This window comes from Mesorhizobium tianshanense, assembly GCF_007830515.1.
In the GTDB taxonomy this organism is placed as follows: domain Bacteria; phylum Pseudomonadota; class Alphaproteobacteria; order Rhizobiales; family Rhizobiaceae; genus Mesorhizobium; species Mesorhizobium tianshanense.
Window position 1 is genome coordinate 59,322 of the sequence record NZ_VLKT01000040.1, and the last position, 13,489, is coordinate 72,810.

11 protein-coding genes are annotated in these 13,489 nt (G+C 63.5%); 10 read left to right on the forward strand and 1 reads right to left on the reverse strand.

Annotated elements, in window-relative coordinates:
- Nucleotides 1-73: 73 nt before the first annotated feature.
- From IQ26_RS27075 to IQ26_RS27115, 9 genes are all read left to right on the forward strand, one after another.
- Nucleotides 74-1,741, forward strand: a complete 1,668-nt coding sequence (locus tag IQ26_RS27075) for an amidohydrolase (protein WP_145721441.1) — start codon at nucleotides 74-76, stop codon at nucleotides 1,739-1,741.
- Nucleotides 1,742-1,869: 128 nt separating this feature from the next.
- A complete protein-coding gene (locus IQ26_RS27080) occupies nucleotides 1,870-2,964 on the forward strand; it encodes an ABC transporter ATP-binding protein (protein WP_145721442.1) in 1,095 nt (364 codons plus the stop codon).
- Nucleotides 2,964-3,884 (forward strand): ABC transporter permease, encoded by a 921-nt coding sequence (locus IQ26_RS27085; protein WP_145721443.1) that lies wholly within the window; start codon nucleotides 2,964-2,966, stop codon nucleotides 3,882-3,884. The genes IQ26_RS27080 and IQ26_RS27085 overlap by 1 nt, the downstream gene beginning before the upstream one ends.
- The gene (locus IQ26_RS27090) at nucleotides 3,877-4,683 is read left to right on the forward strand and encodes an ABC transporter permease (protein ID WP_145721444.1); all 807 of its coding nucleotides are present in this window, start codon (nucleotides 3,877-3,879) and stop codon (nucleotides 4,681-4,683) included. The genes IQ26_RS27085 and IQ26_RS27090 overlap by 8 nt, the downstream gene beginning before the upstream one ends.
- A gap of 12 nt (nucleotides 4,684-4,695) precedes the next feature.
- The gene (locus IQ26_RS27095) at nucleotides 4,696-5,730 is read left to right on the forward strand and encodes an ABC transporter substrate-binding protein (RefSeq protein WP_145721445.1); all 1,035 of its coding nucleotides are present in this window, start codon (nucleotides 4,696-4,698) and stop codon (nucleotides 5,728-5,730) included.
- Between the two features lie 119 nt (nucleotides 5,731-5,849).
- Nucleotides 5,850-7,277 carry an amidase gene (locus IQ26_RS27100; RefSeq protein ID WP_145721446.1) on the forward strand — a complete coding sequence of 476 codons (1,428 nt, stop codon included), beginning with the start codon at nucleotides 5,850-5,852 and terminating at the stop codon, nucleotides 7,275-7,277.
- A gap of 70 nt (nucleotides 7,278-7,347) precedes the next feature.
- Nucleotides 7,348-8,544 carry a serine hydrolase domain-containing protein gene (locus tag IQ26_RS27105; RefSeq protein WP_145721447.1) on the forward strand — a complete coding sequence of 399 codons (1,197 nt, stop codon included), beginning with the start codon at nucleotides 7,348-7,350 and terminating at the stop codon, nucleotides 8,542-8,544.
- A gap of 29 nt (nucleotides 8,545-8,573) precedes the next feature.
- Nucleotides 8,574-9,755 (forward strand): serine hydrolase domain-containing protein, encoded by a 1,182-nt coding sequence (locus IQ26_RS27110; protein ID WP_145721448.1) that lies wholly within the window; start codon nucleotides 8,574-8,576, stop codon nucleotides 9,753-9,755.
- A 130-nt stretch (nucleotides 9,756-9,885) separates the two neighbouring features.
- Nucleotides 9,886-12,198 (forward strand): Tex family protein, encoded by a 2,313-nt coding sequence (locus tag IQ26_RS27115; protein ID WP_145721453.1) that lies wholly within the window; start codon nucleotides 9,886-9,888, stop codon nucleotides 12,196-12,198.
- On the opposite strand, the gene IQ26_RS27120 is transcribed toward IQ26_RS27115, so the two are convergent.
- A complete protein-coding gene (locus IQ26_RS27120; RefSeq protein ID WP_145721449.1) occupies nucleotides 12,199-13,095 on the reverse strand; it encodes a LysR family transcriptional regulator in 897 nt (298 codons plus the stop codon).
- Nucleotides 13,096-13,202: 107 nt separating this feature from the next.
- Here IQ26_RS27120 and IQ26_RS27125 point away from each other — a divergent pair.
- On the forward strand, nucleotides 13,203-13,489 hold a 287-nt coding region (locus IQ26_RS27125), incomplete at its 3' end, for an acyl-CoA dehydrogenase family protein (RefSeq protein ID WP_208760222.1).

A 13,489-nucleotide genomic window follows, 5' to 3' on the forward strand; every position in this document is an offset into this window, starting at 1 on the left:
TTGTTCCAGGTGGCAGCAGACGGCTTGCCAGACGCCAATACTCTGCTAGCCTAAGCTCAAACGGGAGAAAATTATGCCGCTATCGGCCGATCTGATCGTCGAGAACGCCAGCATATTGACGATGGATCCCGATACGCCCCGCGCCGAAGCCATAGCCGTCAAGGGTGGTGAGATCATTGCGATCGCAGATCGCGCAACAGTGCTGGAGCACAAAGGTCCCGGCACGCGCGTCATCGACGCTGGGCGCGGCTCCGTGGTGCCCGGCTTCATCGAAGCGCATATGCATCTTTTCGCCGGCGCGGCCGAGCTCGATCATCTCCAGCTGATGGGCGTCCACGGTTTTGAGGCGCTTTGCGACGCCGTGCGCCATTATGCCGCAAAGCGCCCGGATCTGCCCGTTCTGCAGGCGCAAGGCGCCGACTACACCATCCTGTCGGCGGCCGAGCGGGTCAGCCGCCACCACCTGGACCGCATCCTGCCGGACCGGCCCTTCGTCATGGCGGCGCCGGACCACCACACGATGTGGGCCAACACCAAGGCGCTGGAAATGGCCGGCCTGCTCAAGGGCAAGCAGCTTGGCCCGGGCAATGAGATCGTCATGGGCGCCGATGGGCTGGCCAGCGGCGAATTGCGCGAGGGCGAGGCTTTTGGGCCGCTGATCGCGCTGGCCGGCGAGGGTCGCGTGCGGCTCGGCCTGGCCACCGGCGGCGAGCCGGATCCGAAGCCGACGCCGGCGCAGCAGGCTTCCGACCGGGCGATCATGCGCCGCGGACTGGAATGGTGTGCCAGGCACGGCATCACATCGATCCACAACATGGACGGCAATCTGCACCAGCTCGAACTCCTGTCCGAGATCGAGGCCGAAGGCGGATTGCTCTGCCGGGTGCAGGTGCCGTTCCACTACAAGAATTTCATGACGCTCGACATGCTCGACAAGGCGTCGACGATGGCTGAGCGCTACAATGGCGAATGGCTGTCATCGGGCATGGTCAAGGTGTTCTACGATGGCGTGCTCGATTCATGGACGGCGGTGATGGTCGAGCCTTATGCGGATCGTCGCGATTGGTTGGGCGAGCCGCTTTTCACACCGCAGCAGTTCATCGACCTTGCGGTGGCCGTCGACCGGCGCGGGCTGCAGATGGCGGTGCACTCGATCGGCGACGGCGCCGTGCGCGCTGTCCTCGACGGCTACGAGGCGGCGCAGAAACAAAACGGCAGGCGCGACAGCCGGCATCGGGTCGAGCATATCGAGGTGGTCACCGCCGCCGACGTGCCGCGCTTCGCAAAGCTTGGCGTCATTGCCTCGATGCAGCCGCCGCATCCGCCGGGCAGCATGGGCTTGCCGCTGGAGCCGACGGTGTCGCGCATCGGACCCGCCCGCTGGCCGCTGAGCTATGCGTGGCGGACGCTGAAGAATGCCGGCGCGCGCGTCGTCTTCGCCTCCGACTGGCCGGTGTCACCGATCGATCCGATCCTGGGCATTCAGGCGGCAGTGCTGCGCAAACCATGGGCAGACAGCGATCCCGACCAGAGCTTCTCGCTGCATGAATCGCTCGGTGGCTACACGGTGGAAGGCGCCTATGCCGAGTTCATGGAACATCGCAAAGGCCGCCTGAAGACCGGCTTCATGGCCGATCTCGTGGTGCTCTCAGCCGATATCGAGGCGACCGCGCCGGAAGCGCTGCACACGGTGCGGCCGGTGACGACGATCTGCGGCGGCAAGGTCACCTATCAGGCATGACGGTGGCAAGGGAATTGCGTTCTGAATCGGGATTCAGATGTATACTTGCCAAGCCACACGCCGTGTGCTGACAATCGAGTGGGAACTGGATCCGCCATGAAGAGCGGACACAAGAAAATGGGGTAATCGTGCCGGAACAACCGGGTAGAAATGCAATTGAAGTTCGTGGCGTCCGCAAGGTATTCGGTACCGGGGAGTCACAGGTTGCCGCTCTCGACACGGTCTCGGTGTCGATCCGCGAAAATGAGTTCTTCACGCTGCTTGGTCCGTCCGGCTGCGGAAAGACGACGCTTCTGCGGCTGATCGCCGGCTTCGACTTTCCGAGCGCCGGCGAGATCCTGCTGCATGGCCAGGACATCGCACCGCTGCCGCCGTTCAAGCGGCCGGTCAACACCGTGTTCCAGAACTATGCGCTGTTCCCGCATATGACGGTGGCCGAGAACATCGGCTTCGGCCTCGAAATGCTTGGCAAGCCCAAGACCGAAGTGAAGGCGCGGGTCGCCGAGATGCTGAAGCTGGTCAAGATGGAGGCGCTCAGCAACCGCCGCACCAGCCAGATTTCCGGCGGCCAGCAACAGCGCGTGGCACTGGCGCGGGCACTGGCGCCGCAGCCGAAAGTGCTGTTGCTCGACGAGCCGCTGTCGGCGCTCGACTTCAAGCTGCGCAAGGAGATGCAGATCGAACTGAAGCGGCTGCAGCACGAGACCGGCATCACCTTCATCTTCGTCACCCACGACCAGGAAGAAGCGCTGACCATGTCGGACCGCATCGCGGTGATGTCGTCGGGCAAGATCCTGCAGGTCGGCTCGCCCTGGGACATCTATGACAAGCCGGCGGAGCGCTTCGTCGCCGACTTCATCGGCGAAACCAATTTCCTGACCGCAGCCATCACCGGCATGGGCAACGGCAAGGCACGCGCAACGCTAAAGTCCGGCGTGACGATCGACGCGACCGTGGCTGAGGGCTTCCAGCCGAAGGATATCGCCACAGTGGTGGTCAGACCGGAGCATGCCAAGCTGACCAGCGGCAAGGGCGACCTGTCGGGAACGGTCGAGAACATCGTCTATTTCGGTACCGACACGCATATTCATGTTCGTCTGGACAGCAGCGAGGCCTTCACCGTGCGCCAGCAGAACACGCGCAGCGCCGGCTGCGGTTTCGAGTTGGGAGACAAAGTCGGCATTTCGATCGGCAACGACGCCGCACAAATACTGAGGGACTGATGGCGAGCGCGGAAGAAGTCGCCAAGCAAGCCGAACGGCGTGAGATCCGCGGTCGCTGGCTTCTGTCGGCGCCGGCACTGATCATCATCTTGCTGGCGGCCACCGGCCCGCTGCTGATCGTCGTGATCTACTCGTTCCTGACGCCGGGGCCCTATGGCGACGTGGTGTGGAAATTCTCCACGGACGGCTGGCTGTCGGTGGTCATGCAGCGCGACATCTTTGACGACACGCTCGCCTTCGCGGACGCGCATCTGTCGATCTTCTGGCGCTCGGCCAAACTGTCGTTTCTGACGACGATCTTCACGCTGCTCTTTGGCTTCCCGACCGCCTATTTCATCGCCACCCGGCCGGCGCGGCAGCGCGACATCTGGCTGTTCCTGATCACCATCCCCTTCTGGACCAATCTGCTGATCCGCACCTTCGCCATCCAGGAGGTGATCCGCAACGAGGGCATCGTCAACACGGTGCTCATCAAGCTCGGCATCATCAGCCAGCCGATCCAGATGATGTTCACCGATTTCGCGCTGATGGTCGGCATGACGTATGTCTATCTGCCGCTGATGGTGCTGCCGCTCTATGCCAGCATGGAGAAGATCGACTTCCGGTTGGTCGAGGCGGGTTACGACCTCTACGCCAACCGGTTCCAGGTGCTGAGGCGAGTCATCATTCCGCTGGTCAAGCCTGGCATCGTCGCCGGCTCGATCCTCGTCTTCATCCCGGCGCTGGGCGCCTATGTCACCCCGCGCGTGCTCGGCGGGACGAAGAATATGATGCTTGGCAATCTCATCGAGCTGCAGTTCGGGCAAGGCCGTAACTGGCCGCTCGGCTCGGCGCTGTCGATCTCGCTGATGGCGATCGTGATGGTCGCGCTGCTCTTCTATGTCCGCTCCGCCGGGCGTCAGGGCGGCACGCATGGCTAGCCGCTTCGATATCCGCCGGCAGACCGGCTTCGCAACCATCGCGATGATCTGCTTTTTCGCGCTGTACCTGCCGATCGTCACGCTTGTCGTCTATGCCTTTAACGCCGGCAGTTCGATCGCGATCTGGGAAGGTGTGTCGCTGCGCTGGTTCTACCAGGCCTGGAACAACAACCAAGTCGTCGACGCCTCTATCCGATCGCTGCAGATCAGTTCCGTCGCGGCGGTCGTTTCGACCATCGTCGCCACCATGGCCGCGCTTGCCACGACCCGGACGAAGCCATATCCCGGCCTCGGCTTCAAATACGCCTTCATCAACCAACCGCTGATGGTGCCGGAAATCGTCACCGCGGTGGCGCTGCTGATCTTCTTCTCGCGCATCAAGATCTGGACCGGCTATTCGGGGCTGGGCTACCTGATGGTCGCGCATACGGCCTTTTGCATTCCCTTTGCCTATCTGCCGATCCGGGCGCGGCTCGAGAACATGGATCTGACGTTGGAGGTCGCTGCGGCCGACCTCTACGCGACGCCCTGGAAGGCTTTTCGGCGCGTCACCTTTCCGCTGCTCTGGCCAGGCATCCTTGCCGGGCTGATGCTGGCCTTCGTCATCTCGCTGGACGACGTCGTCATCACGGAGTTCGTCAAGTCCGGCGGCCAAGACACGTTGCCGACTTACATGCTCGGCCAGTTCCGGCGCTTTATCACGCCGGAAATCAACGCGATTTCGACGGTGTTCCTGCTGATCTCGATATTGATCGTCACCGTCTTCTTTTTCATCAGCAGGAAAAAAGATCAGGAGTGACAGGAGAGAACGATGAATTGGAAACTGACTGCGACGGCGCTCAGCGCCGCGCTGTTCGCCTCGGCGGGTCTCGCCCGCGCCGACGGCGAACTCAACATCTACAATTGGGGCAACTACACCAGCCCCGACCTCATCAAGAAATTCGAGGAAAAATACAAGGTCAAGGTGACAGTCACCGACTACGATTCCAACGACACGGCGCTCGCCAAGATCAGGCAGGGCGGCAGCGGCTTCGACATCGTGGTGCCTTCGGCGAGCTTCGTGCCGATCTGGATCCAGGAAGGTCTGCTCTTGGAGACAGAGCCCAGCAAGATGGAGAACTTCAAGAACATGGACCCGAAATGGGTCGACGTTCCCTTCGACCCAGGCCGCAAATACACAGTGCCGTGGCAGTGGGGCACGACCGGCGTGACGGTCAACAGCTCGGTCTACAAGGGCGATCCCAACACTTCCGCCATCTTCATGGATCCGCCGCCGGAACTGGTCGGCAAGGTCAATGTCGTGCCTGAAATGGCCGACATCATGCATCTTGCCATCAGATATGTCGGCGGCGAGCCCTGCACCGGCGACAAGGAAGTGCTGAAGAAGGTGCGCGATGCGCTGGTGGCGGCAAAGCCGAAATGGATCTCCATGGACTACGGCACGGTCGAGAAGTTCGCCAAGGGCGACTTCGCAGCTAGCGTCGACTGGAACGGCGCGTCCTTCCGCGCCCGCCTGCAGAACAAGGACATGGTCTATGGCTATCCGAAGGAAGGCTATCCGATCTGGATGGACAATCTCGCGGTGCTGAAGGACGCCAAGAACGTCGAAAACGCCAAGCTGTTCCAGAACTTCATCATGGATCCAGAGAACGCGGCGCTGATCTCGTCTTTCGCGCGCTACGCCAACGGCATCAAGGGATCGGAAGCCTTCATGCCTGAGGACATGAAGACGGCGCCGGAGGTCAATATCCCCGCCGAGTTCGCTGACAAGGGCAAGTTCATGTTGAGCTGCGCGCCCGACGTGCAGGCGCTCTACACCAGGATCTGGACCGAACTGCAGAAGTAATCACCCTACCTTGGACCCGGCAGCCAAGGCTGCCGGGTCTTGCTTGAATCCATCAAGGGAATGCCTTCGACAAGAACCGACGTCGGGCCGGCGCCTGACGCGCCTGGAGTCCGCCTGCCATGTCCGACCTCGATCTCTGCTATATGCCGGCAAGCGAGGCGCTGAAGCGCTTCCGGGCAAAAAAGCTCTCACCGATCGAGTTGATGGAAGCGGTCATTGCGCGCGCCGAGGCGACGAAGGACAAGGTCAACGCCTTCACCAACACCCATTTCGACGAGGCGATGGCGCTGGCGAAAAAAGCCGAGGCGAAATACGCCAAGGGCAGGAAGACAGGAGCGCTCGAGGGACTGCCGGTCGGCATCAAGGACGAAAGCTACATCAAGGGCAAGCCGACCACCGGCGGCTCGCTGATCACCCGGGATTTCGTCGCCGACGCCACCTCGACCATGAACGAACGCATCATGGAGGCTGGCGGCATCGTCCATGCACGCACGGCGACGCCGGAATTTTCCTGCGCGGCTTATACCTGGTCGAGGCTGTGGGGCGTCACCCGCAATCCGTGGAACACCAAGTTCACGCCCGGCGGCTCGTCTGGCGGCTCGGGCGCCTCGCTCGCCTCCGGCACCTCGTCTATCGCCACCGGCTCCGATATCGGCGGTTCGATCCGCATTCCGGCATCGGCCTGCGGCGTCGTCGGCTACAAGCCGCCCTATGGCCGCAATCCGGACGACCCTCCCTTCAACCTCGACTTCTACTGCCACACCGGGCCGCTGGCACGCACGGTGGAGGACGCGATCCTGCTGCAGAACGTCATGACCGGTCCCAGCCCGCTGGACATAGCTTCGCTTCGGCCGAAGCTGACGCTGCCGACCAGGTTCAAGCCGATCAAGGGCTGGAAGATCGGCTATTCAATGGGTCTCGGCGGCTTCGAAGTCGATCCAGAAGTGGTCAAGAACACGAAGAAAGCGCTCGATGTGTTTCGTTCATTGGGCGCCGAGGTCGAGGAGGTCGACCTCGGCTGGGGACCGGAGGTGCTGGAGGCCGGGCTCGCCTATCTGAACCACTTGTTCGGTGCGTTCCTGTCGAAGCTGCTGCCCGACCACGCCGACGAGATGACGACCTACGCCCGTAAATTCGCCGAGGAAGGAGCGGGTTCCAAGGCGACCGATTTCGTCGGCAGCCTGGAAGTAGCCGGACGCATGTACATGACGCTTGGGCCGCTGCTCGAAGAATACAACGTGCTGATCTGCCCGACCACGGCGTTGCCGTCGGTGCCGGCCGACCATGACCAGTCGAAGGACGAGATCAGGATCAACGGCAAGATTGTGAATCCCTCGCTCGGCTGGGTGATGACGACGCCGTTCAACACGATGAGCCGCTGCCCGGTGCTGTCGGTTCCATCCGGCCACGCGAAGAACGGCGTGCCGACCGGCATCCAGATCGTCGGCCGCACCTACAGCGACGAAGATGTGTTCCGCGCCGGCATGGCCTACGAAAAAGCAGTCGGTGGCTGGTACGGAGAAAAGGCGCGCCGGCCGAAACTATGACGGACGGCACGACCGCATTGAAAGCAAAAGCCGTCGGGAGACCGCGGGACGAGACTTCCCGGAGTATGCAATGACTTCCTACCGCAACAGCGAACCGGCGCCGCCGATCATGCAAGGCTCGCCGCCGTTGATGGTGCCGCCGAAGCTCGATTGGGACAGGGGACCCTGGAACCGCTGGGCGTTCCAGCACATCCGGGAATTTCTGCCGACCGTCGAAGTCTGGCGCGGCAATGGCCATCGCCGCCGGTTCGAGCGAGCCGAAGTCGATCTCGATGCGTTGCCGGTGAGCGACAGCAAGGGTCAGCCTACGACGCTGGCCGAGCTGCTCGACGAAACCTATACGGACGGGTTTCTCGTGCTCAAGGACGGCAAGGTCGCCGTCGAGCGCTATTTCAACGGCATGACCGACCGCACGCTGCATCTGTCGCAGTCGATGGCGAAATCCGTCACCGCGTCGGTGTTCGGCATATTGGTCGGGCGCGGCCTGATCGATCCGACGCTGCCGGTGACGACCTATCTGCCGGAGCTCGAGGCCACCGGTTGGGCGGGCGCCAGCGTGCAGCATGTGCTGGACATGACGACGGGGGTGCGCTTCTCCGAGGAATATACCGACCCCTATTCAGACATCGGTCAGGTCGATGTCGCCTTAGGCTGGAAACCGGTGCCGCCGGGCAGCGATCCGGCCTTCGAGTGGCCGTCGCATATGTTCGAGCTGATCCTGGGCCTCAAGGAGACAAGCCGACCGCATGGCGCCGCGTTCGAATACCGCTCGATCGAGACCGACGTGCTTGCCTTCATCATGGAGCGGGTCACCGGCAAGCGGCTGGCGCAATTGGTTTCGGAAGAACTCTGGCAAAAGCTCGGGGCGGATGAAAGCGCCTGCTTCACCGTCGACAGCGCCGGCTACGCCGTCGCCGATGGCGGCTTCAACGCCACGCTGCGCGACTATGGCCGTTTCGGCCAACTGATCCTCGACAATGGTGGCGGCGTGGTGCCGGCCGACTGGATCGAAACGACGCGTAACGGCAGGCATGGACCGGGGTTCAATCCCAGCCTGCCGGAAGGCAGCTACCGCAACCAGTTCTGGATCGAGGACCCGCGTTCGCGCGCGCTGATGTGCCGGGGCGTGTTCGGGCAGCTCATCCATATCGACTGGAACACGAGAATGGTCGTGGTTAAGCTTTCGAGCTACCCGGATTTCACCAACATCGCCTATTCCAAGGCGACGATGAAAGCCGTGCACGCCATCGCCGCCGCGCTGGCTTGAATTTCAAAAAAAGATCGGAAGGAAACGCCATGACCGGCAAGACCGCGTTCGAGACCAGATATGGCTTTGCGCGCAACCAGGTGCTGCTCGGCAACTGGCGCGAAAGCCCGTTCAGCCGGTGGTCGTTCCAGAATGTCGGCGAGCTGGTGCCGAGCGCACGCGTGGCCGCAGCGCCAGCCAGCGGTGAGGCGCCAGCGCGGGCTCTTGATGGGCTGCTCGGCGAGAGAGTCACTCTGGCTGGCGGCCCAGAGACCGTTGCGGCCCTTCTCACACGTTCCGATACCGACGGGCTGACGATCATGAAGGGCGGCAAGCTCGTCGGCGACTGGTTCGCTCCCCATATGGATTTCGGTGCGCGCCACATCATCTTCTCGATCAGCAAGTCGCTGACCGCCATTCTTGCCGGCATATTGGAGGGCGAGGGCGGTTTCGATCCCGAAGTTCCGATAACCCGCTATCTGTCGGAAGCCGCCGGCTCGGCCTATGGCGATGCCAGCGTGCGGCATGTGCTCGACATGACCGTCAGCCTCGACTTCGAAGAGGCCTATCTCGATCCGGAGAGCGCTTTTGCCCGCTATCGCCGCGCGACGCTGTGGAACCCAGGCGGCGGCAGCGAAAGCCTGGCCGGCTTCATCCTGACCCTGCAGCGCCTTGCCGAGCCGCATGGCCAGACGTTCCGCTATCGCTCGCCCAATTCCGACCTGCTTGGCATCCTGCTTGAGCGTGCGTCCGGCCAGCGCTTCGCCGATCTGATGCGCGAGAAATTGTGGCTGCCGCTCGGCGCGGCCAGCGAAGCCTCGGTGACAGTCGACATGGCAGGCACAGCACGCGCGGCCGGCGGCATTTCGGTAACGCCGCGCGATCTGGCGCGCGTTGGCGAGATGATGCGGCAAGGCGGCATGGCCGACGGCCGCCGCATCGTGCCGGAAGCCTGGGTGCGCGACACGACCGGCACAGGCGGAGACACCGAGGCCTGGCAGCGCGGCACGATGGCGTTCCTCTTTCCGCAAGGCCGCTACCGCAACAAATGGTACCAGACGGGCGCGGCAAGCGGCGTCTTCTGCGGTATCGGCATTCACGGCCAGTGGCTCTACGTCAATCCGAAGGCGGAGGTTGTCATCGCGAAGATGTCGTCGCAGCCGGAGCCAGTCGACGAGCCGCTCGATGTCGATATGGTCGCTTTCTTCGAGGCACTGAGCCGAATGGTCTGAGCCGATCCGGGCAGCCGTAGCGCCGCAGCTTTCCTGTGGACCCGTCAGGGTGATCGAAAACGCCGCGGTTGGCGGGGCGACGCTCTGCGCCTATGGTCGCGGCTCTTTTCGACAGGACGGCAGGAACGACATGGCATCCGACATCAAGCGCATCGCAGCAATCATAGCAACCGAGATCGCTGCCCGGCCCGAACAGGCCGCGGCTGCGATCGGGCTGCTGGACGAAGGCGCAACGGTGCCGTTCGTGGCGCGCTACCGCAAGGAGGTCACCGGGGGTCTGGACGACACGCAGCTGCGCCTGCTGGCCGAGCGGCTCGCCTATCTGCGCGAGCTCGACGCGCGCCGCGGCACCATCCTTGGTTCGATCCGCGAGCAGGGCAAGCTGACCGAAGAGCTTGAGACCAAGATCGCTGAGGCTGCCACCAAGGCGGAACTCGAAGACATCTATCTCCCCTATAAACCGAAGCGCCGGACCAAGGCCGAGATCGCCCGCGAGCGCGGGCTGGGACCGCTGGCGGAGGCCATCCTTGCCGACCGTGCGGCGGTGCCTGGCAAATTGGCGCTGGCCTATGTCGGCGAGGAGGTAGCCGACGCCAAGGCGGCGCTGGAAGGTGCGCGCGACATCGTATCCGAACGGTTCGCCGAGAATGCCGACCTGGTCGGCAGACTGCGGGCGTATATGAAGGAGCGCGCCTTCATGCGGTCACGCGTCGTCGACGGCAAGCAGGAGGCCGGCGCGAAATTCTCAGACTATTTCGACCACGTCGAGCGCTGGTCGAATGTGCCGAGCCATCGCGCGCTGGCCATGCTGCGCGGCCGCAACGAAGAGGTGCTGTCGCTCGACATCGAGGTCGATGCCGACGATGCGTCCCCGGTGAAGCCGGTCGAACGGATGATTGCCGATGCCTACGCCATCGGCCGCCAATTGCCGGGCGACCGCTGGCTGATGGAGGTGGCGGGCTGGACCTGGCGCATAAAGTTGTCGCTGCACTTGACGCTCGATCTGATGCGGGATCTGCGCGAGCGGGCCGAGGAGGAAGCGATCCATGTCTTTGCCCGCAATCTTAGGGATTTGCTGCTTGCAGCACCCGCCGGCTCGCGCGCCACGATGGGTCTCGATCCAGGCATCCGCACCGGTGTCAAGGTGGCGGTCGTGGACGGCACCGGCAAGCTGCTGGCGACGACGACGGTCTATCCGTTTCCGCCAAGGAAAGATGTGCGTGGCGCGCAAGCCGAACTGGCGAAGCTCATCCGCCTGCACAAGGTCGAGCTCATTTCCATCGGCAACGGCACCGGCAGCCGCGAGACGGAAAGGCTGGTGGCGGACATGCTGTCTGAAATGCCTGCCGAGTCCGGGCCGAAGCCGCTCAAGGTTATCGTCAGCGAGGCGGGCGCCTCGGTCTATTCCGCCTCGGCAACGGCGGCGGCGGAATTCCCCGGCCTCGACGTGTCTCTGCGCGGCGCGGTGTCGATCGCGCGACGGCTGCAGGACCCGCTCGCCGAACTGGTCAAGATCGAGCCGAAGTCGATCGGCGTCGGCCAGTATCAGCACGATGTCGACCAGTACCGGCTCGGCCGCTCGCTGGAAGCTGTGGTCGAGGACGCGGTCAATGCCGTCGGCGTCGATCTCAACACCGCCTCGGCGCCGCTTCTGGCGCGGGTTTCGGGTCTTGGCGCCTCGCTGGCCGAGGCTGTTATCGCGCATCGCGATGCGACCGGCCCCTTCGCCAGCCGTCGTGACCTGTTGAAGGTCTCCCGCCTTGGACCCCGCGCGTTCGAGCAATGCGCCGGCTTCCTGCGTATTGCCAACGGCACCGAACCGCTCGATGCCTCGGCCGTGCATCCGGAAGCCTATGGCGTGGCGAAGAAGATCGTCGCCGCCTGCGGGCGCGACGTCCGCTCGCTGATGGGCGACAGTGCCACTCTCAAGGCGCTCGATCCGCGCGTCTTCGTTGACGACCGCTTCGGCCTGCCGACCGTACGTGACATTCTGGCGGAGTTGGAAAAGCCCGGCCGCGATCCGCGTCCCGGCTTCAAGACGGCGACCTTCGCCGACGGTGTCGACGACATCAAGGATTTGAAGCCCGGCATGCTCCTGGAAGGCACCGTCACCAATGTCGCGGCCTTCGGCGCCTTCGTCGATATCGGCGTGCATCAGGACGGGTTGGTACACGTCTCGCAACTTGCAGACCGTTTCGTCAAGGACGCGCATGAGGTGGTGAAAGCCGGTGATGTGGTGAAGGTGCGTGTCGTTGACGTCGACATCAAGCGCAAGCGCATCGGCCTTTCGATGCGCAAGGATGGTGACGGCGGTGCTTCGAAGCCGCGCGACAATGGCGGCAGATCGGTGCCGCGATCTCCTGCACCGCAACGCCAGCCGGAGCGGCCGGCGCAACAGGGCGCATTCGGTGCCGCATTGGCCGATGCGTTGAAGAGGAAGTAGCTATTTCTCCGCTGGTACATGGCCGAGCAACCAGTCGCGAAAGGAGGCGACCGGCGGATGGCCGCGCTTGTCGTGCGGCACGACAAGATAATAGGCGCTGCGACTCTGCATTGGCCGGCCCGGCGCCGGCACGAGCTGGCCGCGCTGCAATTCGCCTGATATGAGGACCTGCGGCAGCAGCGCCACGCCGAGCCCAGCCATGCAGGCCTGGGCGGCGGTGCCGAATTGCTCGAACTGCATGCCCGGCCCGGTCGGCGCGCTCAAACCCTGATGCTCGAACCACTCGGTCCATGCGCCAGGGCGCGTCGCCATATGCAGCAGTGGCAAGCGACCGAGATCGGCAGGCGTGGCAATGGCGCGGCCGGCCAGAAATTCGGGCGAGACGACAGGCGCCACCTCTTCGCGGACCAGCAGCGTCGAGTCGGCGTCCGGCCAGTCGGGCAGGCCGAAATGGATGGCGGCGTCGAGCCTTTCGCGAGCGAAGTCGAAGCGGCCGATGCGGGTGACGAAGTTGATGGTGATGTCGGGGTTGTTTTCGACGAAATCCGGGATGAGCGGCATCAGCCAGCGGGTGCCGAAGGTCGGCAGGATCGCAAGGTTCAAGATGCCACTATGCCGATTGCTCATCAATCCAAGGGCTGCGTCGCGCAATTGACCCAAGGCGGCGCGCACCGCTTCAGCATAGACCTCACCTGCCACCGACAGCCTGACATTGCGGCTGTCGCGCTCGAACAGGCGGCGGCCGAACTGGTCCTCCAAAACCCTGATCTGCCGGCTGACGGCGCCCTGGGTCAAGTCGAGTTCCTGCGCGGCGGCGGTAAAGCTGCCCAGCCGGGCCACCGCCTCGAAGGCGGCGAGGGCACTGATACCGGGTAAAAGGCGGCGCTGAACGCTCATGACCCATTACTAACGCTCATTGATCGGTGAAGCAATTTCGTTTGATTTTTTCGAGCTGGAAGCCGATAAGCCCGGCACTTCAAGATTTTGTTGTGGAGACCGAGGCCATGGCCGCCGACAAGAACGCATTCATCTGGGACGATCCTTTCCTGATCGAGGGCCAGCTTTCGGAAGACGAGCGGATGGTGCGGGATGGGGCAGCGGCGTTCGCGGCCGACAAGCTCGCCCCCAGGATCGAGGAAGCCTATCTCGAGGAAAAGACCGATGCCGGGATCTTCCGCGAGATGGGCGAGGCCGGGCTGCTCGGTATCACCATCCCCGAGGAATATGGCGGGCTCGGCGCCAACTACGTCACCTATGGGCTGGTGGCGCGGGAAGTCGAGCGCATCGACTC

Bases quoted from the DNA above. Each gene is read 5' to 3' on its own strand.
- IQ26_RS27105 (WP_145721447.1), top strand. From the start codon at position 7,348: ATGACTTCCTACCGCAACAGCGAACCGGCGCCGCCGATCATGCAAGGC.
- IQ26_RS27090 (WP_145721444.1), top strand. From the start codon at position 3,877: ATGGCTAGCCGCTTCGATATCCGCCGGCAGACCGGCTTCGCAACCATC.
- IQ26_RS27120 (WP_145721449.1), bottom strand. From the start codon at position 13,095: ATGAGCGTTCAGCGCCGCCTTTTACCCGGTATCAGTGCCCTCGCCGCC.
- IQ26_RS27095 (WP_145721445.1), top strand. From the start codon at position 4,696: ATGAATTGGAAACTGACTGCGACGGCGCTCAGCGCCGCGCTGTTCGCC.
- IQ26_RS27100 (WP_145721446.1), top strand. From the start codon at position 5,850: ATGTCCGACCTCGATCTCTGCTATATGCCGGCAAGCGAGGCGCTGAAG.
- IQ26_RS27075 (WP_145721441.1), top strand. From the start codon at position 74: ATGCCGCTATCGGCCGATCTGATCGTCGAGAACGCCAGCATATTGACG.
- IQ26_RS27085 (WP_145721443.1), top strand. From the start codon at position 2,964: ATGGCGAGCGCGGAAGAAGTCGCCAAGCAAGCCGAACGGCGTGAGATC.
- IQ26_RS27115 (WP_145721453.1), top strand. From the start codon at position 9,886: ATGGCATCCGACATCAAGCGCATCGCAGCAATCATAGCAACCGAGATC.
- IQ26_RS27110 (WP_145721448.1), top strand. From the start codon at position 8,574: ATGACCGGCAAGACCGCGTTCGAGACCAGATATGGCTTTGCGCGCAAC.